Genomic DNA, 21997 nt, shown 5'->3' with positions numbered 1-21997 from the left:
CCGCTTCAGGGCCCCCTCAGACGCGTCGTGCCGAAGGCACGCCTGCGGCGTGACGCGGAAACCTCCGGTTTCCTTGGCTTCGCCGCATGGGCGGCGGCGCCCATTCGGGCGCTCGGACCGGTCAAGTGACCGGTCCGCTGGTATCAGGCGGCCAGGGACTCGTCCTGCCGAGCCAGGTCGGGCGCGCCGGCGGCGAGGTGCAGAAGCTCGGTCACCGGCCGCTCGCCCGCGAAGCCGGCCACCGAAAGGCGACCGGAGGCCGGGCGCATCACGGCGGCGAGGCGCGTGCCCCGGTTGAGCACGGGCGGGCGCAGCCAGGCGAGGCCCGGTGGCAGGCCCGCCTCCACCACCCCCGCCATCATCGCCTGGCGCGCGCCGCTTTCCATCCAGCGGGCCGCGCCCGGAATGCCAAGCCCGTCCCAATGGTTCGCCACCGCGACCCGCGGCGCGCGCCGCAACGCGTGGCCATCCGGGCTGCGCTCGATGCAGGCGGCCTCGCCCGGCGCTGTCCCGGCCAGGGTGAAGGCGACGGGGGCGGCGAGCGGCGTATCCCGCAGCAGGGCGAGGGCGGTGTCGAAATCGGGGGCGGTGTCGCAGACCATCCGCAGCAGATGGGCGGGCGGCAAGGCGCGGCTGCGCCAGAGGGCGGGGCGGGAGGCCACCCAATCCGACGCCAGCCCCACGAGGCAGAATCCGCGCGCCCGCGCCGCGGCGCCGAGGCCGGTCAGGGGCAGCGGCGGCTGGTTGATCGCGACGGCGAAGCGCCCGGGCGCCAGGGCGGTGATGGTGCCGGCCAGGCCCGGCCAGCCGATGTGCCACCATTCGCCCGCCGGCCCGGCCTGGCGGATGACGCAAAGCGCCTCCCCGAGGCCGTCCATCTGCCAGTCGAGCACGCGCAGCATGACGGGCTCGCCACTCGCCTCCACCCCGCAGGTGCAGCCCCATTCGTAGGAGAGGTTCAGCAGATGGGCGCCCGGCCGGCCGATCTGCCGGGCGACGGCGGCGATCTCCGCGCCGAGCGGCGTGGCGTTGCGCGCCAGCCAGCGCCGGGACAGCGCATCGCCGAGCCGCAGCCCGGCGGCCGTGTGGCGGCGGCGGGCGATGGCGAGGATCGCCTGGACGTCGGCGTGGCGCGCGGCGGCCGTGGCCGCGGCGGGGTGGGTTTCCGCGCGCGCATCCAGCAGCGGGATGCGGCGAAGCGCCATGGCCCCGCCTGTCAGGTCAGAGGCGCACGCCTTCGGTGGTGAAGCGCTGGTCGGCGGTGCGCTGGAAGTTCTTGTCCAGCACCACATAGGCGCCGATGGCGATGACGATCGCCGCGAGGGCGCCGGTCAGGACGGATTTCATGCGGGCGTTCTCCCCAGAAGCGCGACACAACCATACCAAATGCCCTTTCGCGTCGCCGCTCAAGGGCCCTCAGACGCCGGGCGCAGGCCTCCGGCCTGCTTGGCTTCGCCGCGTGAGCGGCGGCGCCCATCCGGGCGCTCGGGCCGGTCGGCTGACCGGCCCGCAGTTTTCACTCTATCGTTGCAACATTGCCGACTTGCAAGTGGCGGGCGATGCCTTCGGCCTCGGCAAGGTCTTCCGGGGCGTTGGCGTTGAAGAAGGGGTCGTAGGGCACGGTGTCCCAATCGGCGTGGGCGCAGCCATGGCGCGCCGTCCAGCGGTCGATCTTGCGCTCGCCCCCCAGCAGCGCGGCACGGAGGTCGTGCCGCAGCGCGACGGGCCAGAGGCCGATCGGCGGGTGGGTCTGGCCGTCGGAGCGGGCGCAGGAGAGCGGCACGCCGGCAGCCTCGCGCGCCGCATGCAGCCGCGCCACGAGGTCGAGCGGGATGAAGGGCGCGTCGCCGGTCAGCGACACCACCCAGGGCAGGCCGGGATGCGCTGCCGCGGCATGGTCCAGCGCCGCCAGGATGCCGGCGAGCGGCCCCGGATGGTCGGGCAGCGTGTCCGCCACCACGGGCAGGCCATAGGTGGCGAAGCGCGCCGGATCGCCATTGGCGTTCAGGATCACCGCCGGCACCTGCGGGCGCAGCCGGTCCAGCAGGTGGTCCAGCAGCGGGCGGCCGGCCACCAGGCGGAGCGGCTTGTCGCCACCCCCCATCCGCCGCGCCAGGCCGCCGGCGAGGATGACCGCGAGCGTGTCACTCCGCATCGGCACCCATCGCCTCCGCGCTGTTCTTGCGCCAGTGCTTGGCACTTTCCTCCGGCACATAGGCGGGGTCGGCGTCGAAGACGATGCGGCTTTCCCCGGCCAGCGCCACGAAGCGCTTGCCCTTGCAGCGGCCGATCAGGGTCAGGTTCGCCTCCCGCGCCAACTCGACGCCCCAGGCGGTGAAGCCGGACCGGGACACCAGGATGGGGATGCCCATGCGGACGGTCTTGATCACCATCTCCGAGGTCAGGCGGCCGGTGGTGTAGAAGATCTTGTCCTCCGGGCCTTCGCCGTTGCGGAACATCCAGCCCGCGATCTTGTCCACCGCGTTGTGGCGGCCGACGTCTTCCATGTAGACGATGGGCTGGTCCTGGCGGGCGAGGGCGCAGCCATGGATGGCGCCGGCCTCGAGGTAGAGGCTCGGCAGGGTGTTGATCCGGTGCAGCAGGCGGTAGAGCCAAGAGGTCCGCAGCTCGGCTGACACCGGAAGCCGGACACTCGCGAAATCCTCCATGAGGTCGCCGAAGGCGGTGCCCTGGGCGCAGCCGGAGGTGAGGGTCTTCTTCTTCAGCTTCTCCTCGAAGTTCGTCCTGGCGTCGGTGCGGACGACGACGACCTGGAGATCCTCGTCATAGTCGATAGCGGCAATCCGGTCTTGCCGTTTCAGCATCCCCTGGTTCAGCAGGTAGCCGATGGCGAGGTCCTCCGGCCGGTCGAGGATGGTCATCATGGTCACGATCTCCTGCCCGTTGAGGTAGAGGGTCAGGGGGCGTTCGACGGTGACGCTGGTCTCGATGGGCTGGCCAAGGTGATCGATCCCCGTGACACGACGTGTCAGGCGCGGATCGGCGGGGTCGGGCTGCACGCGAAGTGGCGTATCGGTCATGTCGCGGAGGGTGGGGTGCGGGCGTTGTGCCTGCAAGCGGAGATCGCCCCTGGCAGGTTCCGGCACTGGCTGCGGGAGGAGGGCCGCGTTCGTTCCACCGGGGCGCGCTTTTCGCTCTGTAACAGGGACCGGGCATAGTGCTATTCTCGTTTGGTGATCATCCGCCCCGAGTTGCCTCATCCGGATGCCTTTGCGCTGGACCTCTACGCCGCGGTCCTGGACGGTCGCAGCATCGCCAGCGCGCTGGTGCCCCTGGCCCGGCGGCTCGGCACCAGCACCCATGCGGTCCACCTGATGCGCTTCGCGCATGGCACGCCGCGCGACAGCCGGTCGGAGGGCAGCCCGAACACGGCGCCGGAAGTGATGGCGGAATATGGCCGCTTCTGGATCAAGCATGACCCCTGGGCGCAGGCGGCGGCGCAGGCGCCGGACGGCATCCTGAACATGGCCAGGGTCGTGGCGCCGGAGCTGTTCCGGCGGACGCCGATCTGGAACGAATGGGCGGCGCCGCGCGACGGCGCCTTCAACTGCATGGCGGCGCTGGTGCATGCGCCGGGCGGCATCGTGGGCGGCATCGCCTTCCATCGCTCCATGCGGGCGGACGCCTTCTCCCGCACCGAGGAGGAGATGCTGCGGCCCTACTACGCCATGATCCGCCGCGCCCTGGTCGCGGAGGCGCGGCTGGCGGCGGCGGGCTGGGAACAGGTGCGGGCGCTCAGGGCCGGCTTCGCGGCGCTGCGGCAGGGCGTGATGCTGCTGGACCGCCACCGCCGCGCCATCGTCACCAACCCCGCGCTGGACATGATGGTGGCGGAGGATGATGGCCTGTCCTTCGTGCAGGATGGCGGGCTGAGCTCCTTCGACCCGCAGGCGCGCCAATCCCTGGCGCGCGGCGTGGGCGCGGCCATCCTGGCGCTGGATGGCAAGGTGAAGATGATGCCGGACGCCGCCGGCCTGACCCTGCCGCGCCGGTCCGGCGGCGCGCCCTGGCTGGTGCAGGTCCTGCCGCTGAGCCGGCTGGAGGCACTGGGCATGCCGGAGGGCTTCACCGGCGTCATGCTGCTGGTGACGGATGACGACCAGCGGCCGCGGCCGCGCGCGCCGCTGCTGCGCCAGGCCTTCGGCCTGACCGCGGCGGAGGGTGCGCTGGCGGCGGCGCTGGCGGCCGGCAAGACGGTGACGGAGCACGCGCAGGCCCGTCGCATCGCGGTGACGACGGCGCGGAGCCACCTGGCGGCGATCCGCCGCAAGACCGGCTGCCGCCACCAGGCGGAGCTGACGGCGCTGCTCGCGCGGCTGACGGGCTGAGGGGCCCCGCCGACAGCCGCTTGCGGCGGCGGGTCGGGATGGTCGTCGTGCCCTTGATCATGGAACGGGCCTGCGGACCCGGCCCGCGCGGTTGCCGCCGCTTTCCGCTGGCATTGCCACCATTTTCCCGTTATGTTCCAGCCATCGCGGGCGGAGCTGCGCTCAGCCGGACAGGTCGCGGATTTCTTATTTGAGACGTCTCCGCATGGCGCAGCGTCCCGGGCTGGTCGCCCCGGTCGAGATGGCCATGTCCTTGAAAAGCCTCGCCTCGCAGGCCGGCGGCGTCCGGCGGCCATCCCGCTGAATCGCGACTAAAGGTGCATAACCCGGCTAAACGGCTAAAGACGCTGTAGTCCTAAATCCCCTTTACCCGCTCGCGATGAGGAGGGTTGGCCTGCAGCCGCGAAGCAGCCGGCGCGGAAGGCCGTGGCGGCCAGCCGCCGCCGCAGCCGGCCATCGGCATCAATCGCCCCTCAGCACGAAGGGCCGCAGCAGCATCGCGGTGCCCCAGCCCCAGGCGCCGTTCAGCAGCACCGCCCGCCAGATCGCGATGGAATTGCCACCGGCCCACATGGGCAGGCCCTTCATCTGCGCCACCACCGTCATGGCGACCACGGTCGCCACCATGCCGATGACGAAGCCGCCCATCAGGTCGGGGATGCGAACCCAGCGGATCAGCGCCGCCAGCAGGATGCCCCAGAGCCCGCCCCAGAAGGCCATGGAGACCACCTGGGGGACGTTCCAGGGCGGAACGCCGCGCAGGCTGAAGCCCGGCCCCTGCGGCCGGAAGGCGTCGGCCGCCCCCGTCACGGCCTTGATCAGCGGGAACTGGTGATACAGCACCCAGAGCGTGCCCTGGTGGAAGACGATCACCGCGAGCGCCCCGCAGATGAAGCCGAAGACCAGGACCTTCTTCACGCCGCGACTCCGTGTGCAGGGCGCCCGAATCTAGAACGCGCGATCCCGTCCCGCCAGCCGATGCGCCACTACCGATGCGCCGCGCGCAGCAGCAGGTCCTGCGGCCGCGCCAGCGCCTGCGTGCCGGTGACGGTGTTGTTCAGGTAGAACTCGTCCCGCGGGAAGACATCCGTCAGCGTGGCGCCGACGCGCGGCGTGGCCGGGTTCCAGGCCAGCGGCGGGCGGCTGAACAGGCCGGCATAGTCGCTGAACCCCGTGTTGCCCCGCGCCAGATGCGCCTGCACCGCGGGATCCGCGAAGCGGCGGGCGAGTGCCGATGCGTCATAGGGGATCGGCCGGTCGGACCCGATAATGACGGAGGAGGGCATCAGCAGCAGCGTGTGCGGGAAGACGGCGCTGAAGGTCTCCACCACCCGCTCCGTCGGCGCCCACTGGACATAGATCCCACCGGGCGCCAGGCGGCGGCGGACCTGCTGGAGGAACTCCTCCGAATAGAGCAGGCCGGAATGCGACCCCTCCGGCAGGATCGCATCCGCCTGGATCACGTCATAGAGCTGGTCGCCCTTGGACAGCGCCCGGCGGCCATCGCCGTATTCCAGCTGCCAGCGGGGGTTGCGGAACATCTCGGCGATCGGGCCCTGGGGGTAGCGTTTGCCGATCTGCTCCAGCGCCGTCAGCACGGGACCCACCAGCTCGATCGCCCGGACCTGCTGCGTGGCCGGCGACACGCCGGCCGCCCAGGGCGTGCCGCCGGAGCCGATGCCGATGCAGAGCACCATGCGCGGGTCGGGATGCACCAGCGGGCCGACGGCGCCGAGGAACTGGTGGATCGGCAGGAAGGGGATGCGGCCCTGCGAGAAGCCCTGGATGAAGAAGGGGCCGTGCGGACCCTGCTGCCCCGCCTGGTTGTCGTCGCGGAAGAAGGCGACGCCGGAGCGGTCCTCCGCCCAGGCGACAACGTGGTTGGGCTGTTCGGCATGCAGGCGGGACCAGAGCGTGGCATTGCCCGGCAGCGCCACCAGCGCCAGCGCGCAGGCGGCGGCCAGCGCCATCTCCGGCTTGCGGCCGCGGCCTTCCTTCCAGAGCCAGCCTGCCATCAGCAGCACCGAAAGCCCGGCCAGCAGCTTCAGCGTGCCGGCGGTGCCGAGCAGGTGGAAGGTGACGATGCCCGTGCCGATGGACCCCGCGGCATTGCCGAGGATGTTGGCCAGCTGCACCCAGCCGACCCGCGCACCGACCGAGGCCAGATCCTGCTGCACGGCGCGCTGGACGAAGGGGAAGGTCATGCCGATCAGGAAGGAAGGCGGGCCCACCACGATCAGCGTCAGGATGACGGTGGTGGCCAGGCCGCCGCCCCGCAGTCGCTGCACATCGGCCGAGAGGAACTGGTTGATCGGCCAGTAGGGCAGGGCGATGAACAGCGCCAGGATCAGCACCGCGGCCAGGGCGAAGCCGCCGGCCTGGGTGATGAAGAAGGCCGGGCGGGGGTCCTTCAGCTTCCGCACCATCCGCGCCGCGACCGCCATGCCGAGGCCGTCCGCCAGCAGGAAGATGCCGAGCACCGTCGGGAAGAGGTAGGCGTGGTACTGCCCCACCTGGCCCAGCAGCCGCACCCAGACGATCTCCAGCGCCACGATCACGTAGCCCGACAGGAAGACCAGCAGGCACCAGAGCTTCAGGCTGCCGAAGGGCTCCGCCGTGCCGGCGGCCTGGGTGGTGCGAGAGGGCGCGGTGGGCGCGGCGCGGCCGAGCGTCGGCAGCAGGGTCAGCGCCAGCACCGCCGCCACCAGGTCGAGCCCCGCGGCCAGCACCAGCGCGCCGACGAAGCCGAGATTGCCGACGATGAACCAGCCGCCCAGCAGCGCGCCGAGGCCGGCACCCAGCGTGTTGAGGCCGTAGAGGCTGCTGATCCGCTCCGCCACCGTGTCCAGCCGGTCCGCGATGGCGCGGGCCAGCAGCGGCAGGGAGGCACCCATCAGCGTGGTGGGCAGCACGAGGCCGGCGAAGCAGAGCGCGAAGATGGCGATCGGATCGTCCACGACGCCGGCCAGGTCCATCGCCAGGAAGTCATAGAGGAAGAATTTCGACACCAGGGCGAAGAGCGCGACGCCGCCCTCCGCCAGGGCGAAGCCGATCATGGCGCGGTAGGGCGAGAGCCGGTCCGCCACCTTGGCGCCGATGATGGAGCCGAGGCCGAGCCCCGCGAGGAAGGCGCCGACGACCAGCGCGGCGGAGATCGTGTCCGACCCCGCGAAGATGCCCAGCATGCGCTGCCAGACGATCTGGCAAAGCAGGGCGCCGAAGCCCGAGCAGAAGAAGGCGATGGCCAAGCGTGGCATCGGCGGTCCCCAATCCGTGATCCAGCCCGCCAGCCCCCCTGGAGCGGGTCTTGGATCATTCGGAGAAAACTGCGTCAGTATTGCGGCGCTGTCACCCCGGGGTAAGGCAAAACCTATGCGGCTTTGCTCCCCTTGCGGCCTTCGCCGCGCCCGCGCACCCTCCCGGACCATCGCAAGGGGGAGCCGCTAGAGTGAACGGAGCCGAAAGCCTGGTGCACACATTGCTGGGGGCGGGGGTCGATACCTGTTTCGCCAACCCGGGCACCAGCGAGATGCATTTTGTCGCGGCGCTGGACCGCATCCCCGGGATGCGCTGCGTGCTGGGGCTTCAGGAGAATGTCGTCACCGGCATGGCGGATGGCTATTTCCGCATGGCGGGCAAGCCGGCGGCCACGCTGCTGCATTGCGGCCCGGGCCTCGCCAATGGCCTGGCGAACCTCCACAACGCCCGCCGGGCGCGCTCCGCCATGGTCAACTGCGTCGGCGACCAGGCGACCTACCACCGCCCGCTCGATGCGCAGCTGACCGCGGATACGGAAGGCTTCGCCCGCGCCGTCTCCGGCTGGACGCGCACGGTCGCGCGGGCGGATGAGGTCGGGCGCGATGCCGCCACCGCCGTGCAGGCGGCCATGACCTCCCCCGGGCAGATCGCGACGCTGATCCTGCCCTCCGACACCTGCTGGGACGAGGCGCCGGGCGGCCCGGCCGCGGCGCTGCCCGTGCCGGCGCGACCTCAGGCGGACCCGCATGCCGTGCGCAACGCGGCGAAGGTGCTGCGGGAGCGGTCCAACGTGCTGATCCTGCTGGGCGGCCTCGCCCTGACCGAGGAAGCGCAGGCGCTGGCCTGGCGCATCGGCCAGGCGACGGGGGCCACCATCCTGGCGGAGATGTCGAACGCCAAGGTGGCGCGCGGCCGCGGGCGGATGCAGCTGGAACGCGTGCCCTATCCCGCGGACCTCGCGATCGAGGCGCTGAAGCCCTTCACCACCATCATTTTGGTGAACAGCAAAGCCCCCGTCGGCTTCTTCGCCTATCCCAACAAGCCATCCCGCCACCACCGGGAGGACGCCGACATCGTCCTGCTGACGCGCTACGAGCATGACCCGATCCAGGCGCTGACCGCGCTGGCGGACGAGCTCGGCGCCGGCGCGGCGGCGATCCCGGATGCCGGCCCGCGGCCCGACCCCGTGCGCGGCAAGCCGACGCCGGAGGGCCTGGCGCAGACGCTGGCGGCGCTGATGCCGGAGAACGCGGTCATCGCGGATGAAAGCGTCTCCTTCGGCCGCGGCTTCTACAAGTTCACCCACAATGCGCCGGCGCATGACTGGGTGCACATCACCGGCGGCGCCATCGGCTGCGGCATCCCGCTCGCCACGGGGGCGGCCATCGGCGCGCCCGGCCGGCGCGTGATCAACCTGCAGGCCGACGGGTCGGGCATGTACACGCTGCAGGCGCTCTGGACCCAGGCGCGGGAGAGGCTGCCGATCACGACGATCGTCATCTCCAACCGCAAGTACCAGATCCTGCTCGGCGAATATCAGGGCGTTGGCGCCAATCCCGGCCGCACGGCGCTGGACATGATGGACCTCGGCAATCCGAACCTGGATTGGGTGAAGCTGGCGAACGGCATGGGCGTGGAGGCGGCGCGGACCGGCACGCTGGAAGGCGTGGCCGACCTCATGCAGCAGAGCTTCGCCTCCGACGCGCCCTTCCTGATCGAGATGGAGGTCTGAGCATGGCCATGGAGATGGGCGTCGCCGGCAAGCGCGTGCTGGTGACGGGCGGATCGAAAGGCATCGGCCTGGCCTGCGCGGAGGGGTTCGCCCGGGAAGGCGCCGATGTGGTGCTGGTCGGGCGCGATGCCGCGGCGCTGGCCGCGGCCGCCGACAAGGTGCGCGGCGCGGCGCAGGTGCGCGTCGAGACGATGGCCGCCGACCTGTCCAAGGCCGAGGAGCGGGAGCGGGTGCATGCCGCCCACGCGCAGATCGACATCCTGGTGAACAATGCCGGCGCCATCCCCTCCGGCCGGCTGCAGGACATCCCGATCGCCCGCTGGCAGCAGGCCTGGGACCTCAAGGTCATGGGCTACATCCATCTGTGCCAGCTCTACCTCCCGGGGATGGAGGAGCGGCGCGCGGGCGTCATCTGCAACATCATCGGCATGGCCGGGCGCGCACCCCGTATGGGCTATGTCTGCGGCGGCGCCGGCAATGCGGCGCTGATCGCCTTCACCTCGGCGCTTGGCGGCGCGACGCAGGCGATGGGCGTGCGGGTCTTCGGCATCAATCCGGCCGCGACCCGCACGGACCGGATGGAGACGCAGGCCCGCGTCAACGCGAAGCTGAAGTTCGGCGATGAGGAGCGCTGGGCGGAGACGCTGACCGGGCTGCCCTTCGGCCGGCCGATCGAGGCGCGGGAGATCGCGGACCTGACGGTGTTCCTGAGCGGGCCGCGCGGCGCCTATGTGAACGGCACCGTGGTGGACGTGGATGGCGGGGGGATGTTCCGGGGGTAGGAGGCGCTACCCGGCTGCGCGCGGCGCGCCCGGCGGGCGCGCCACCCATTCGCCGAAGCGCCGCGCCCAGCGAATGCCCGCCGCATCGACGGTGGCCGTATAGGGCGCGGCGAGCGCCAGCACGACGGCGACATAGACCAGCAGGTTGACCAGCAGCGCCACATCGCCCCGCGGCAGCGCCAGATAGAGGCCCGCCGAGAGCGAGCACAGCAGCGGCAGGTGCAGCAGGTAGCCGGCATAGGACAGGTCCCCCAGCCATTGCAGCGGCCGGGATGACAGCCAGCGCCCGGCGAAGCCCCGCGACACCGCCGCCACCAGGCAGACCGCCCCCAGCATGTTGTAGAGCGGCACGTTGAAGAAGACCTGCTCCGGCGCGGTGAAGGGCGCCGGCAGCCAGGAATAGGGCGCGTGGCCCGGCAGGTAGGACCCGACGAACAGCCCGAAGACGGCCAGGAACGGCACCGCGCGCGCCGGCACCCGCACCGCATGCACCAGCGCACCGCCCAGCATCACCATCACGAAGATTGCGAAGGGCCCGAAGAGCAGCGCGACGAGGACGATGAAGGCCAGCACCGGGACCGCGCGCAGGCGATGCGGCATCACGAGGAACAGCGCCAGGATCATGAGCGCGCCGAGGAATTCGTAGCGCAGCGTCCAGAGCGCGCTGTTGAAATGCGTCTCCCCGGTCACCACCACATGCCAGGCCATGTCCCGCAGCGCGGCCGGGAGCGTCAGCTCCGCCGGCGGCATCTGCGTGCCGATGATCACGGATCCCGTCTCCGCCGCCACGGCGCCCACGGCATAGAGGCCGGCCTGCGACAGCAGCCAGGACAGCAGGATCACCGGCGCCATGGCGACCGTCAGGCGGATGTAGCGACCCCAGAGCGTGACGCGCAGCCGATCCGCCCGGCCCTGGAAATAGGGCATCGTGACGACATAGCCGGACAGCGCCAGGAAGGTCATGACCGCGAAATTGCCGCCGGTCAGCAGCGTCACGCCCGGCAGCTGCAACCACGGCGTCAGCCAGTGCGGGTTCGCGGTGGGCGGGAAGAGCGCCGGATTATAGGGCGTCAGCGCATCCGGCAGATAAGCCATGATGAAGTGCACGATCATGATCTGCGCGCAAAGGATGCCGCGCAGCCCGTTCAACCCGGCATGACGCTGCCCCGCCACGACCGCCACCCCAGCGCCATCCAGCGCCATGCCAACCACGCTCCCCGCCACGCCGTCCCTGAAGGCGCGCCCTCACACCCGCTCGATATCCGCCCCGACCGCCCCCAGCTTCCGCTCGATCGACTCATACCCGCGGTCGAGGTGGTAGACCCGGTTCACGATCGTCTCCCCCTGCGCCGCCAGCCCCGCCAGCACCAGGCTGACGCTGGCCCGCAGATCCGTCGCCATCACCGGCGCGCCGGACAGCTTCGGCACGCCGCGGACGATGGCGCTCTGGCCGTGATACTTGATGCGGGCGCCCATGCGCATCAGCTCCGGCACATGCATGAAGCGGTTCTCGAAGATCGTCTCCGTGATCATCGAGGCACCCTCCGCCACGCACATCAGCGCCATGAACTGCGCCTGCATGTCGGTGGCGAAGCCGGGGAAGGGCTCCGTCATCACGTCGGCGCCGCGCAACCCGTTGGACCGCGTGACGCGCAGCCCGCCATGCTCCTCAGCCACATCGACGCCGGCTTCCCGCATCACGCGGACCACGGCGCCGAGATCGACCATCCGCGCGCCCTCCAGGAACACGGAGCCGCCCGTGATGGCGGCCGCGCAGGCATAGGTGCCGGCCTCGATCCGGTCGGGGATGATGGGGTGCGTCGCGGCGCCCAGGCTCTTCACGCCCTCGATCACCAGGCGGTCGGTGCCGATGCCCTCGATCCGCGCGCCCATGCGCATCAGGCACATGGCGAGGTCGCCGATCTCCGGCTCCCGCGCCGCATTCACCAGCTCCGTCGTGCCATCCGCCAGGCAGGCCGCCATCAGCAGGTTCTCGGTCGCGCCCACGCTCACCTGGGGGAAGATGATCCGCGCGCCCTTCAACCCGTTCGGCGCCTTCGCATGCATGTAGCCGCCCTCGAGGTCGAAGACGGCGCCCATCTGCTCCAGGCCCTTGATGTGCAGATCGACCGGCCGCGTGCCGATGGCACAGCCACCCGGCAGGCTGACCCGCGCCTCCCCGAACCGCGCCACCAGCGGACCCATCACCAGCACGCTCGCGCGCATCTTGCGCACGAGATCGTAGGGCGCCTCCAGGTTGTTCGCGGCGCCCGACATGGTCAGCGTCCGCGCCGCCTTGTCATGCACCACGGATAGCCCGTGCTGGGACAAGAGATGCCGCATCGTTGCGATATCCGCGAGATCCGGCGCATTCTCCAGCACCAGCGGCCCGTCACTCAGCAACCCCGCCGCCATCAAGGGCAGCGTGGCGTTCTTGGCCCCCCCGATCGGAATGGACCCCTTGAGCGGCCTGCCCCCGCGAATGCGAATACGGTCCATGCCTTCGGCTCCTCAGGTGCGGCGCGGGGGGCTTTTGCCAGGGGGCTTTGCCCCCCGGCACCCCCCACCAGGAGCCAGCGGGCTCCTGGACCTCATGTTGATGGGTGGTGGGATGAGGGGCCGGAACGCCCGTCGGGCATGCGCTCTCGCCGGCCCCTCATCCCACCACCCATGAAAGGGGTTCCGAGGGGCCGCTGCCCCTCGGCGGGGAGCGCGAGGGGCAGCGCCCCTCGCAAGGGCCCCCCGCGCCACCCCTCAGAGCCGTGGCAGCGACACGCCGCGTTGGCGCATGTATTTGCCTTGGCGGTCGGCGTAGCTGGTTTCGGGGGCGCCGGCGCCTTGCAGGAACAGGAACTGGCAGATGCCTTCGTTCGCGTAGATGCGGGCGGGCAGGGGTGTGGTGTTGCTGATCTCGATCGTGACCTGGCCTTCCCATTCGGGTTCCAGCGGCGTGACGTTCACGATGAGGCCGCAGCGCGCGTAGGTGGATTTGCCGAGGCAGATGACCAGCACGTCGCGCGGGATGCGGAAGTATTCGATGGTGTGGCACAGCACGAAGCTGTTGGGCGGGATGATGCAGGTCTCCCCGCGGCGCGTGACGAAGCCCTGGTCCGAGAAGACCTTCGGATCGACGATCGCGTTGTCCACATTGGTGAAGATCTTGAATTCGTCGGCCAGTCGCGCGTCGTAGCCGTAGGAGGAGAGGCCGTAGCTGATCACGCCCTCCCGTCGCTGGCTTTCGACGAAGGGTTCGATCATCGCCTTGTCCTGGGCCATCTGGCGGATCCAGGTGTCGGGCATGATGGGCATGGGGTGGGGCGGGCTCCAGCGCGTCGGGGCGCAGGGGTTACCCCAGCCGGGCCGGGGGGGCTAGTCCTTCGTCTCCGCGGGTGGTGGCGGAGGCGGGGTGTCCTCCGCCCGGGCGCGGGCCTGGGCCTTGCGCTTGCGGAGGTTCTCCCGGAGTGCCGCGGCCAGGCGGGCCTCGCGCTCGGCCTTGGCGGAGGTGCGGGGGGCAATCGGTTGGGTCTCCGGCGCGCTCTTGGGGCGATCGGTCATTCGGCCTTCTTACACCCGATGCGCCGATTGCGCCGCCCCGTTGTCGGGCGCGGGCATGGCCCGCCGGATCACGCGCTGATCCGCAGCGTCTCGATCCCGCTGAAGCGGATGGTCACCTCCTGCCCGTCGGACATGAAGCTGACGGTGCCGCTGACCTGCTCGCCCAGATGCATCGCGCCGCCGCCGAGTTCGCGCACCTGCCCGGTCAGGCTCTGGTTGTCGAAGGTGAAGCGCATATCATCCAGGATCAGGCCGGGCATGCGGATCCAGAGGGTGTCGTTGCCCGCACCGCCGGCGACGGTGTCGTTGCCATCGCCCGGGTTCCAGATGATGGTGTCGTTGCCCGCACCGCCATCGACCAGGTCGTCGCCGCTGCCGCCGCGCAGCAGGTCATCCTCACCATTGCCCCAGATGGAATCGTTGCCGCTGCCGCCATCGACCTCGCCGCGTGCGCTGCCGTAGTACTCGTAGACCGTATCGTGGCCGATGCGGATCACATCGTCGCCGGCGCCGCCCTCGATGGTATCCTGGCCGTTCCAGCCGCCATCCAGCGTGTCGTCCCCATCGCCGCCCTGGATCATGTCCGAGCCATGCGTGCCGATCACGCTGTCATTGCCGCTGCCGGCATCGACATGGGCCGAGGAATTCTCCCAACGCCAGGGCTGGCCGTGCTGGCGTTCCGGGTCCGGTCCCTTGACATAGCCCCAATCGCCACCGCGGATGACGTCATTGCCCGCGCCGCCCAGCAGGGTGTCGTCGCCTGAGCCACCTTCCAGCGTGTCCTCGCCACCGCCACCGCTCAGCGAGTCGTGACCGCTGCCGCCCATCAGCAGGTCGTTGCCGCCCTGGCCGATCAGCGTGTCGTTTTGATTGTTCCCCGCAAAGACGTCGTCGCCCTGGCCACCGGTCAGGCTGTCCATCCCGTCCGAGCCGGCGATGTGGTAGGTCACGGTCTCCGGGGCATCGGGCGTCCAGCCGTCCCGATTGACCTCGGGATGCATATCCCAGCCCCCGGAGAAGTAGCCGCCCGTGGCCTGGGCGAGGGCCTCGTCGTCGAGGGGTTGGGGCAAGCTGGATTTGGGCATGAAGGCTCGCATGGCAGGTCGGGGTGGCAGCCGGTTTGGCGCGGCACCTTAGCGCCGCAGCGCCGATCGTCCATGAGGCGGTGCCTATGGCAGACTTCGCCCGAGCCTCTGCCTGCGGCCGCCCGCCTCTCAGTCCAGCCTGATCCCCGCCGCCTGCACCACGCCGGCCCAGCGCCGCACCTCGGATTCGATGAAGGCGGTGTATTCGGGGGCGGTCATGCGGCGCGGGGTGGCGCCGGTCTCGATCAGCCGGGCCGCGATCTCGGGCGTGGCGAGGCCGCCCAGCACCTCGGCATTGATCCGCTCGACGATCGCCGGCGGCGTGCCGGCCGGGCCCGAAAGCCCGAACCAGGTGGAGGCCACCAGGTCCGCATAGCCGAGCTCCTTGAAGGTGGGCACATCCGGCCAGCCCGGCACCCGCGCCTCGGCGGTGACGGCCAGCAGCCGGAAGCGTTCGTTGCGCCCGGCCTCCACCAGCGTGGTGATCATGGATTCCAGCGAGCCGGCCATCACGTCGTTCATCATCGGTCCGCTGCCACGATAGGGGACATGCGTCGTCTCGATGCCCGCGGCGCGCTGCAGGATGGTCTGCTTGGCATGGGACGAGGTGCCATTGCCCGGCGAGCCCACGGCGAGGCCCGGCCGCGCCTTCGCCGCGGCGATGAAATCCGCCAGCGTGCGGATCGGGCTGGCGACATTCACCACCAGCACGGAGGGGATTTCCGCCATCAGCGCGATATGCGCGAAGTCGGTGACGGAGTTGTAGGGCATGGTCCGGTAGACGCTCGGCCCTACGCCGAAGCTGGCGATGTTGGAGACGATCAGCACATGGCCGTCCGGCGGGCTTTTCGCGACGAAGTCGGAGCCCAGCGTGCCGCCGGCGCCGGCGCGGTTCTCCACCACGAAGGGCTGGCCCAGCCTGCTCGCCAGGTGCTGGCCGACCAGGCGGGCGATGAAGTCCGTGGTGCCGCCGGGCGGGAAGGGCACCACCATGCGTACCGGCCTCTGCGGGTAGCCGGCCTGGGCGCGGGCCAGACTTGGCGCGGCCAGCAGGGTGGGCAACAGCGTCAGCAGGGGGCGGCGGCGCATGGGCGGTTTCCGGCGAAGGTTGCCGGCATCTTGCCGAGGGCCTCGGATCGGGACAAGGACACCGATCCGATTGCAGTTGGCCTGGAGACACAGCGATGACCGTCGAATACGCCACCCTGGGCCTGGTCGGCGTGCTGACGCCGCAGGCGAACACGACGGTGGAGCCGGAATTCGCCATGCTCTGGCCGGCCGGCATCGCCATGCTGAATGCCCGCCTGACCAGCCCGAAGGACACCATCGTGGCGCGGCTGCTGGACTATCTGCGGGACCTGCCGGGATCGGCCGCGCAATTCGCCAATGCGCCGATCGACGCCATCGCCTTCGCCTGCACGGGTGCCAGCTACTACGCCGGCGTGGAGGAGGAGGATGCGCTGGTGGCGCGGATGGAGGACAAGCTCGGCATTCCCGTCATCACCGCCGCGACCGCGGTGCGGGACGCCTTCCATGCGGTGGGGGCGGAGCGGATCGGCCTCGTCTCGCCCTATCCCGATGACCTGACGGATGCGGCGACGGGCTATTGGCGCGCGCGCGGCTTCGATGTCGTCGATGTCTCCCGTGGCGCGATGCAGGACGGCGCCTTCCACCCGATCTACGCCATGAGCGCCGCCGGCGCCGCGGCCGCGCTGGCCGCGCTGCCGGCAGGGCGCGCGCAGGCGGTCGCGATGCTGGGGACGGGGATGCCGACGCTGGGGGCTATCCTCGGGCAGCCGTTCGTGGGGGAGGCGCCGGTGACGTCCTGCATGCATGCGCTGGCCTGGCGCTGCGTGCGCGCCGTGACGAAGCAGCCCGCGGATGGCGAGAGCCTGATGGAGTGGGTGCGCGGCGGCGATTGGGGGAAGCGGTACCGGGAGCGCATGGGCGCGTGACGCGCCGCACGCTGCTGCTGTCGCTGCCGGCGCTGCTGGCGCGCCCTGCCCGTGCGCAGGCGGATCGCGTGGTGGTGCTGGGCGATGCGCGGCAGCGGACGGTGCTTGAGGGCATCTTGCCGCATGCCGATTGGGTGATGGGCGATGCGCCTCGCCTGCTGCGGGACATGGGGCTGGCGGCGCCAGGCTACGACCTCGGCCTGCTGCCGCATCGGCTGGTGGCGCCGCGGCTGCTGGATCATCTCCTGCCGCTCGATGGCCTGATCGACGATGCTGCGTTGGCCGACATCCCGCCGGCGCTGCGCCAGGCCTTCACGCAGGACGGTAGGCTTCTCGGCCTGCCCTTCGGGCAATCGATCCCCGGCCTTTTCACCAACGAGGCCGTGCTGGCCGCGCGGCGCGTGGCGCCGCCCGCCACGGCGGAGGCGCTGCTGGAGGCCTGCCGCGCCGCTACCGGCCCTCGGGAGGATGGAACCGCCGTCTCCGGTCTGGTGCTGGACGGGATCGGCCTGGCGCCGGTGCTGGACATCGCGCGGATATGGGATGGCGATGTGCTCTCGCCCGACCTGACGGTGCGTGTCACGGAAACAGGCTTCCGCCGCGGGCTGGAAGTGCTGGCCGCGCTGTTCGGAGGGGGCGTGATGCCGCGCATCCTGCCGCGCTTCAGCGCCGCCCTGGCGCTGGCGGAGATGCAGCAGGGGCGTGGCGCCTTCGCCATCGGCCCGATGGCCCGGCTTCGTGCGCTGAACGCGCCGGGCGCCAGCCGTGATGCTCGCCGTATCAGCGTCGCGGCGCTGCCGGCCGCGGCGGGTGGGCCGGCGCCGGTGACGGTGGCGGTGGAGGCGCTGGTGATCCCGCGCTCAGCACCGAACCGCGATGGCGCGATCCGCGCGATGCAGCGCCTCGCCGGGGCGGAGGCCACGCTGCGCGCCGGCCTGAACGGCAATGGCCCCGTGCGCCTGACCGTGCTGGCCGATCCGCGCTACGCGGCCGCGGTGCCCTGGGCGGCGGCCGAAGCGGCGGTGCTGCCGATCGCGCGTCCGGCGCTGCCGCCTATCGCCCAGGTGGCGCGGGTGGAGGAGATCATCCGCCTCGAGGTGGAGGCGATGCTGGTGCGGCCGCGACCCGTCGCGGAGACGGTGGAGCGTCTGGCCTTCCGGCTCCGCCCCCTGCTGGCGTAACGCTTCCGAACTTCGCGAGAGAGCGTGGCGTTCCCCTTGGACAAGCCAGGAGGACACGCCGATGAGCGACCGTCACGACCAGGGCCCGACCATGCCCTACACCTTCCCGCTGATCGCCGGCAGCGCGGCGGTGGCCGTGCTGATCATGTACCTGCTGGAGAAGTCGCTGTAACCTGCTCGAGGAAATCCAACACCAGCGTGTTGAAGACCGAGGGCGCTTCCCAGTTGATGGCGTGGCCGGCATCCGGAATCACGCGGAAGTCGTGCCGCTTGAGGTTCGACGCCCAGAGCCGCATGAGCGCGGGCGGCGCGTAGAGATCGGCGCCACCGGCAAGCACCAGCGAGGGCAGGTCGATGGCCGCGATCTTCGCGAAGCTGTTCGGCGTGCGGAGCGGCTGTGACACGCCATCGGCACGGATGGCGTTGCGGTCGATCTCGATCCAGCGCGCCAGGCCGCCTGGTTCGAAGCCGCGATAGGTCGGGCCCAGTTCACGCATCTCGCTCGGCAGTGCCTTGAAGGCCGGTGTCGCGATGCGGCTGTAGGGCTCGGTGATCTCGGGATCGACGAACTGCCCGTAGCTGGCGCCGACGATCAGCGAGAGCAGCCGGTCGCCGCGCCAGGCGGCGTAGTCCAGCGCCGCGAAGCCGCCGCCCGCCACGCCCAGAAGGTGGAAGCGCGGCAGCGACAGATGCGTGGCGAGCGCGTCGAGATCCTCCGCGATGCTGCCGGGCTGCGGGCCGGTATCGGGGCGTGGGGCGCTGCGTGCCCAGCCGCGGCGGTCGAAGGCGATGACGCGGAAGCCGGCCTCGGCGAAGGGGCCTGTCTGCATCTCCCAGCTATCGGCATTGCCGGTGTTCGCGTGCAGCAGCACCAGCGGCGCGCCATCGCCGCCGCTGTCGGTGTAGAAAAGATCGACGCCGGGGAGGGAGGCGATCATGCCAGCCACTCCCGCAGCAGCGCATTGACCTGATCCGCGGCCTCATAGGCCACCCAATGGCCGGCGCCCGGCACCAGGGCGATGCGCGCGTCGGGTCGTGCGCGCTTCAGCGCATCCGTCCGCAGCGATATGTCCGGCATCGCCACCTGGTCGCGATCGCCCCAGATGGCGTTCACCGGCACGCCCTGCGCGCGCACCAGCGCATCCGCCAGCATTGTCGCGGTTGCGAAGGGGCGGCTGCGCAGGCGGGAATTGATGAAGGCGCGTTCCTGGATCGCCAGCGCGAGGTCGTCGATCTTCGCGGTATCCGCGATCATCATGGAGCCGAGGTTGTGGCGATGCGCCGCGACACGCTCCGCGCCTTCCTTGTCCCGCACTTTCATCAGCGGCACCGGATGCCGCGGCGTGCCCATGGAGCCCGCGCCGAGGATCGTCACGCTGCGCAGCCGGGGCGCCAGCAGCGCCGCGACATGGCCCGCGATGTTGGCGCCGAACGAGAAGCCGGCGAGGTCGACAGTTTCCGTCGCCGGCACCAGTTCACGCAGCCCCGCGGTGACGACGGCGGCGACATTGCCCGGCGAATGCTCGCCCGGCGGATTGGCGCTTTCGCCGAGGCCCGGCAGGTCCGGCGCCAGCACGGTGCGTTCCGCGGCGAAGGGCTCGATCTGCCGCGTCCAGTGCAGCCAGGACCCGCTGCCCCCATGCAGCAGCACCAGCGGCCGGCCTGCCCCCTCGTTCCAGCAACGCCAGACCATCGTGCCGTCGCCGCAGGGCGTCTCCCGCCGCGTCGCGCTGGCATCGAGGCGATCCAGGAACTCCATCAGTAACTCCTTGGCAGTCCGAGCACGCGCTCGGCGATGTAGCAGAGAACGAGCTGCGGGCTGACAGGCGCGATGCGCGGGATGAAGCTTTCCCGCAGCAGCCGCTCCAGATGGTATTCCTGCGCATAGCCATAGCCGCCGAGCGTCATCACCGCCTGCTGGCAGGCATTGAAGCCGGCCTCGCCCGCCAGGTATTTCGCGGCATTGGCCTCCGCCCCGCAGGACAGGCCCTGGTCGTAGCGCCAGGCCGCCTGCATCACCATCAGCCTTGCCGCTTCCAGCTGCATCCAGCAGGCGGCGAGGGGATGCTGGATCGCCTGGTTCTGGCCGATGGGGCGGCCGAAGACGACACGCTCCTTCGCATACTGGCTGGCGCGCGCGATGGCGGCGAAGCCGATGCCGACGGCTTCCGCGGCCACGAGGATGCGCTCCGGATTGAGGCCGTGCAGGATGTAGTCGAAGCCCTTGCCCTCCTCGCCGATGCGATCCTCCATTGGCACCTCCAGCCCGTCGATGAAGAGCTGGTTCGAATCGACGGCATGGCGGCCCATCTTCGGAATCTCGCGGACCTCCACGCGCGATCGGTCGAGCTTCGTGTAGAACAGCGACAGGCCCTCGGACCGCTTCCGCACCTGGTCGAGCGGCGTGGTGCGGGCGAGGATCAGCATGCGGTCGGCGACCTGCGCCGTGCTGATCCAGACCTTCTGGCCGGTGACGACGTAGCGGTCGTTGCGCTTCTCCGCGAAGGTGCGCAGCTGCGTGGTGTCGAGGCCCGTATTCGGCTCCGTCACCGCGAAGCAGGCGCGTTCGCGGCCTTCGATCAGCGGAGGCAGCATGCGCGCCTTCTGTTCCGCTGTCCCGTGCACCACCACCGGCATGGGGCCGAAGATGTTCATGTGCACGGCGGAGGCGCCGGACATCGCCGCACCGCTCTGCGCGATCTCCTGCATCATGATCGCGGCCTCGGTCACGCCGAGGCCGGCGCCGCCCACTTCCTCCGGCATGCAGATGCCGAGCCAGCCATCGGCCGCCAGCGCCTGGTGGAATTCATGCGGGAATGCGTGCGTGCGGTCCTTGGCCAGCCAGTAATCGTCGCCGAAGCGCCCGCAGATGCGGCCGATGGCCTCCCGCAGCGCCTCCTGCTCGGCCGAGAGCTGAAAATCCATGCCCGTCTGTCTCCTCCGGCCGGAGCGTGCCAGCATGGCCGGCAAGCGCAACCCCGAGGGCCCGCCCGTGCCGCTGTTCGACCCCGCCGCCTTCCGCATTCCGCGCGGCACGATCCATGCCTGCGCGGCCGGGGAGACGCCGGTGCTGCACGCCCAGGCCGCCGCGCTGGAACGCCATGCGGTGGACAAGTCGGAGGGCCCTGCGGGGCGGGCGCGGCTGGATGCGGAGGTGGAGCGGCTGCGCGCGCGGCTCGGCGCCTGGTGGAAGGTGGAGACGGCGGGCATCGGCCTCGTCTCCTCGGTGGCCGAGGGCATGTCCATGCTGGTGGAGAGCCTGGACTGGCAGCCGGGCGACGTGGTGCTGGTGGATGCGAAGGAATACGCTTCCGTCGTCGTGCCGCTGGCGATGCGCCCGGGCGTCGAGCTGCGCTTCGTGCCGATGGGCGATCCGGATGCGGTGGCGGCCGCCGCGACGGGGCGGGTGCGGATGATCGCGGTCTCCGCCGTCTCCTACCTCGATGCCGCGCGGCACGATCTGGTGGCGCTGCGGGCGGTGGCGGATCGCGCGGGGGCGATGCTGGTGGTGGACTACACCCAGGCGAATGGGTGGATGCCGATCGAGGCCGAGGTCGCCGATTTCGCCTTCTCCGCCTGCTACAAATGGATGCTGGGGCTGACCGGACTCGCTGTGGCCTATTGGAACCGCGCGCGGCAGCCGGATTGGGCGCCGGCGACGGCGGGGTGGTACTCGATCGTCACGGGGCCGCGGCCCGACTATGCCGCGCCCATCGCGTTGCGGCCGGATGGCGGGCGCTTCACGCGCGGCAACCCGGCCCATGCGCCGGCCTATGCGCTGCATGCCGCGCTCGATGTCCTCGAGGCGATCCCGCAAGGCGTGGTGCAGCGGCATGTGCAGCGGCTGACCAGCGGGCTGCTGAGGCGGCTCGACGCCGCGGGCATCCCCTCCATCACGCCGCCCGACCCCGCCCGCCACGGCGCCAGCGTCTGCATCGCGCATGAGCGCGCCGGCGCGATCGTGGAGGGCATGGCCGCGCGCGGCGTGCTGGCCTGGAATGGCCGTGGGCGCATTCGGATCAGCTTCCACGGCTACAACGACGAACGCGAACTCGACCCGATCATGGCCGCGCTGACCGCCGCCATGGCTTCCTGAGGAA

General features: G+C 70.9%; 21 protein-coding genes. 6 read left to right on the top strand and 15 right to left on the bottom strand.

What is annotated here, in order from left to right; translation table 11 throughout:
* Positions 1-143 precede the first annotated feature (143 nt).
* From G3576_RS21990 to fdhD, 4 genes are all read right to left on the bottom strand, one after another.
* Positions 144-1205 (bottom strand): C45 family peptidase, encoded by a 1062-nt coding sequence (locus G3576_RS21990; protein WP_164696587.1) that lies wholly within the window; start codon positions 1203-1205, stop codon positions 144-146.
* A gap of 16 nt (positions 1206-1221) precedes the next feature.
* On the bottom strand, positions 1222-1347 hold the full coding sequence (locus tag G3576_RS32370) for a hypothetical protein (RefSeq protein ID WP_268888564.1): 126 nt from the start codon (positions 1345-1347) through the stop codon (positions 1222-1224).
* 169 nt (positions 1348-1516) lie between these two features.
* On the bottom strand, positions 1517-2155 hold the full coding sequence (mobA, locus tag G3576_RS21985) for a molybdenum cofactor guanylyltransferase MobA (protein ID WP_164696585.1): 639 nt from the start codon (positions 2153-2155) through the stop codon (positions 1517-1519).
* Positions 2145-3077: a formate dehydrogenase accessory sulfurtransferase FdhD gene (gene fdhD / locus G3576_RS21980; protein WP_456237352.1), complete on the bottom strand. Its 933-nt coding sequence runs from the start codon at positions 3075-3077 to the stop codon at positions 2145-2147. The genes mobA and fdhD overlap by 11 nt, the downstream gene beginning before the upstream one ends.
* A gap of 117 nt (positions 3078-3194) precedes the next feature.
* Between fdhD and G3576_RS21975 the strand changes: the two genes are divergently transcribed.
* A complete protein-coding gene (locus G3576_RS21975; protein ID WP_164696584.1) occupies positions 3195-4349 on the top strand; it encodes a helix-turn-helix transcriptional regulator in 1155 nt (384 codons plus the stop codon).
* Between the two features lie 462 nt (positions 4350-4811).
* Here the strand turns inward: G3576_RS21975 and G3576_RS21970 are convergent, their stop codons facing one another.
* On the bottom strand, positions 4812-5267 hold the full coding sequence (locus tag G3576_RS21970; protein ID WP_207622971.1) for a hypothetical protein: 456 nt from the start codon (positions 5265-5267) through the stop codon (positions 4812-4814).
* Positions 5268-5335: 68 nt separating this feature from the next.
* Positions 5336-7606 (bottom strand): fused MFS/spermidine synthase, encoded by a 2271-nt coding sequence (locus tag G3576_RS21965; protein ID WP_164696583.1) that lies wholly within the window; start codon positions 7604-7606, stop codon positions 5336-5338.
* 191 nt (positions 7607-7797) lie between these two features.
* On the opposite strand from G3576_RS21965, the gene G3576_RS21960 reads away from it, so the two are divergent.
* Positions 7798-9339, top strand: coding sequence for an acetolactate synthase large subunit (locus tag G3576_RS21960; protein WP_164696582.1), 1542 nt, complete (start codon positions 7798-7800; stop codon positions 9337-9339).
* 2 nt (positions 9340-9341) lie between these two features.
* Positions 9342-10121 (top strand): short-chain dehydrogenase/reductase, encoded by a 780-nt coding sequence (locus G3576_RS21955; RefSeq protein ID WP_235952328.1) that lies wholly within the window; start codon positions 9342-9344, stop codon positions 10119-10121.
* Between the two features lie 6 nt (positions 10122-10127).
* On the opposite strand, the gene G3576_RS21950 is transcribed toward G3576_RS21955, so the two are convergent.
* The 6 genes from G3576_RS21950 to G3576_RS21925 form a co-directional block, all read right to left on the bottom strand.
* A complete protein-coding gene (locus G3576_RS21950) occupies positions 10128-11324 on the bottom strand; it encodes an acyltransferase family protein (protein WP_164696580.1) in 1197 nt (398 codons plus the stop codon).
* 42 nt (positions 11325-11366) lie between these two features.
* A complete protein-coding gene (gene murA, locus G3576_RS21945) occupies positions 11367-12620 on the bottom strand; it encodes a UDP-N-acetylglucosamine 1-carboxyvinyltransferase (protein ID WP_164696579.1) in 1254 nt (417 codons plus the stop codon).
* Between the two features lie 255 nt (positions 12621-12875).
* A complete protein-coding gene (dcd, locus tag G3576_RS21940; protein WP_164696578.1) occupies positions 12876-13430 on the bottom strand; it encodes a dCTP deaminase in 555 nt (184 codons plus the stop codon).
* Between the two features lie 60 nt (positions 13431-13490).
* Positions 13491-13676 carry a hypothetical protein gene (locus G3576_RS21935; RefSeq protein ID WP_164696474.1) on the bottom strand — a complete coding sequence of 62 codons (186 nt, stop codon included), beginning with the start codon at positions 13674-13676 and terminating at the stop codon, positions 13491-13493.
* A 68-nt stretch (positions 13677-13744) separates the two neighbouring features.
* Positions 13745-14761: a calcium-binding protein gene (locus tag G3576_RS32365; RefSeq protein ID WP_164696577.1), complete on the bottom strand. Its 1017-nt coding sequence runs from the start codon at positions 14759-14761 to the stop codon at positions 13745-13747.
* 129 nt (positions 14762-14890) lie between these two features.
* Complete coding sequence (locus tag G3576_RS21925; RefSeq protein WP_164696576.1) at positions 14891-15850, bottom strand: Bug family tripartite tricarboxylate transporter substrate binding protein; 960 nt, start codon at positions 15848-15850, stop codon at positions 14891-14893.
* Positions 15851-15945: 95 nt separating this feature from the next.
* Between G3576_RS21925 and G3576_RS21920 the strand changes: the two genes are divergently transcribed.
* Both G3576_RS21920 and G3576_RS21915 read left to right on the top strand, forming a co-directional pair.
* Complete coding sequence (locus G3576_RS21920) at positions 15946-16716, top strand: maleate cis-trans isomerase family protein (protein WP_164696575.1); 771 nt, start codon at positions 15946-15948, stop codon at positions 16714-16716.
* Positions 16713-17897 (top strand): ABC transporter substrate-binding protein, encoded by a 1185-nt coding sequence (locus tag G3576_RS21915; RefSeq protein WP_164696574.1) that lies wholly within the window; start codon positions 16713-16715, stop codon positions 17895-17897. The genes G3576_RS21920 and G3576_RS21915 overlap by 4 nt, the downstream gene beginning before the upstream one ends.
* A 143-nt stretch (positions 17898-18040) precedes the next feature.
* Here G3576_RS21915 and G3576_RS21910 read toward each other — a convergent pair whose 3' ends face one another.
* From G3576_RS21910 to G3576_RS21900, 3 genes are read right to left on the bottom strand one after another with little or no spacing between them, the layout of a single operon-like run.
* Positions 18041-18835: an alpha/beta fold hydrolase gene (locus G3576_RS21910; protein WP_164696573.1), complete on the bottom strand. Its 795-nt coding sequence runs from the start codon at positions 18833-18835 to the stop codon at positions 18041-18043.
* Entirely contained in the window at positions 18832-19656 is an 825-nt protein-coding gene (locus G3576_RS21905) for an alpha/beta fold hydrolase (RefSeq protein WP_164696572.1), read from the bottom strand. The genes G3576_RS21910 and G3576_RS21905 overlap by 4 nt, the downstream gene beginning before the upstream one ends.
* Complete coding sequence (locus G3576_RS21900; protein WP_164696571.1) at positions 19656-20822, bottom strand: acyl-CoA dehydrogenase family protein; 1167 nt, start codon at positions 20820-20822, stop codon at positions 19656-19658. Before G3576_RS21900 ends, G3576_RS21905 begins: the two co-directional genes overlap by 1 nt.
* Here G3576_RS21900 and G3576_RS21895 point away from each other — a divergent pair.
* Entirely contained in the window at positions 20821-21993 is a 1173-nt protein-coding gene (locus tag G3576_RS21895; protein WP_164696570.1) for an aminotransferase class V-fold PLP-dependent enzyme, read from the top strand. The two genes, G3576_RS21900 and G3576_RS21895, sit on opposite strands and share 2 nt — an antisense overlap.
* The last annotated feature ends 4 nt before the right edge of the window (positions 21994-21997 follow it).

It is taken from the genome of Falsiroseomonas algicola (assembly GCF_011040385.1).
In the GTDB taxonomy this organism is placed as follows: domain Bacteria; phylum Pseudomonadota; class Alphaproteobacteria; order Acetobacterales; family Acetobacteraceae; genus Falsiroseomonas; species Falsiroseomonas algicola.
This window is presented reverse-complemented; position numbering and strand designations above follow the sequence as displayed.

Bases quoted from the DNA above. Each gene is read 5' to 3' on its own strand.
- G3576_RS21990 (WP_164696587.1), bottom strand. From the start codon at position 1,205: ATGGCGCTTCGCCGCATCCCGCTGCTGGATGCGCGCGCGGAAACCCAC.
- G3576_RS32370 (WP_268888564.1), bottom strand. From the start codon at position 1,347: ATGAAATCCGTCCTGACCGGCGCCCTCGCGGCGATCGTCATCGCCATC.
- mobA (WP_164696585.1), bottom strand. From the start codon at position 2,155: ATGCGGAGTGACACGCTCGCGGTCATCCTCGCCGGCGGCCTGGCGCGG.
- G3576_RS21965 (WP_164696583.1), bottom strand. From the start codon at position 7,606: ATGCCACGCTTGGCCATCGCCTTCTTCTGCTCGGGCTTCGGCGCCCTG.
- G3576_RS21955 (WP_235952328.1), top strand. From the start codon at position 9,342: ATGGCCATGGAGATGGGCGTCGCCGGCAAGCGCGTGCTGGTGACGGGC.
- G3576_RS21950 (WP_164696580.1), bottom strand. From the start codon at position 11,324: ATGGCGCTGGATGGCGCTGGGGTGGCGGTCGTGGCGGGGCAGCGTCAT.
- murA (WP_164696579.1), bottom strand. From the start codon at position 12,620: ATGGACCGTATTCGCATTCGCGGGGGCAGGCCGCTCAAGGGGTCCATT.
- dcd (WP_164696578.1), bottom strand. From the start codon at position 13,430: ATGCCCATCATGCCCGACACCTGGATCCGCCAGATGGCCCAGGACAAG.
- G3576_RS21935 (WP_164696474.1), bottom strand. From the start codon at position 13,676: ATGACCGATCGCCCCAAGAGCGCGCCGGAGACCCAACCGATTGCCCCC.
- G3576_RS32365 (WP_164696577.1), bottom strand. From the start codon at position 14,761: ATGCCCAAATCCAGCTTGCCCCAACCCCTCGACGACGAGGCCCTCGCC.
- G3576_RS21925 (WP_164696576.1), bottom strand. From the start codon at position 15,850: ATGCGCCGCCGCCCCCTGCTGACGCTGTTGCCCACCCTGCTGGCCGCG.
- G3576_RS21920 (WP_164696575.1), top strand. From the start codon at position 15,946: ATGACCGTCGAATACGCCACCCTGGGCCTGGTCGGCGTGCTGACGCCG.
- G3576_RS21910 (WP_164696573.1), bottom strand. From the start codon at position 18,835: ATGATCGCCTCCCTCCCCGGCGTCGATCTTTTCTACACCGACAGCGGC.
- G3576_RS21905 (WP_164696572.1), bottom strand. From the start codon at position 19,656: ATGGAGTTCCTGGATCGCCTCGATGCCAGCGCGACGCGGCGGGAGACG.
- G3576_RS21895 (WP_164696570.1), top strand. From the start codon at position 20,821: ATGCCCGTCTGTCTCCTCCGGCCGGAGCGTGCCAGCATGGCCGGCAAG.
- G3576_RS21900 (WP_164696571.1), bottom strand. From the start codon at position 20,822: ATGGATTTTCAGCTCTCGGCCGAGCAGGAGGCGCTGCGGGAGGCCATC.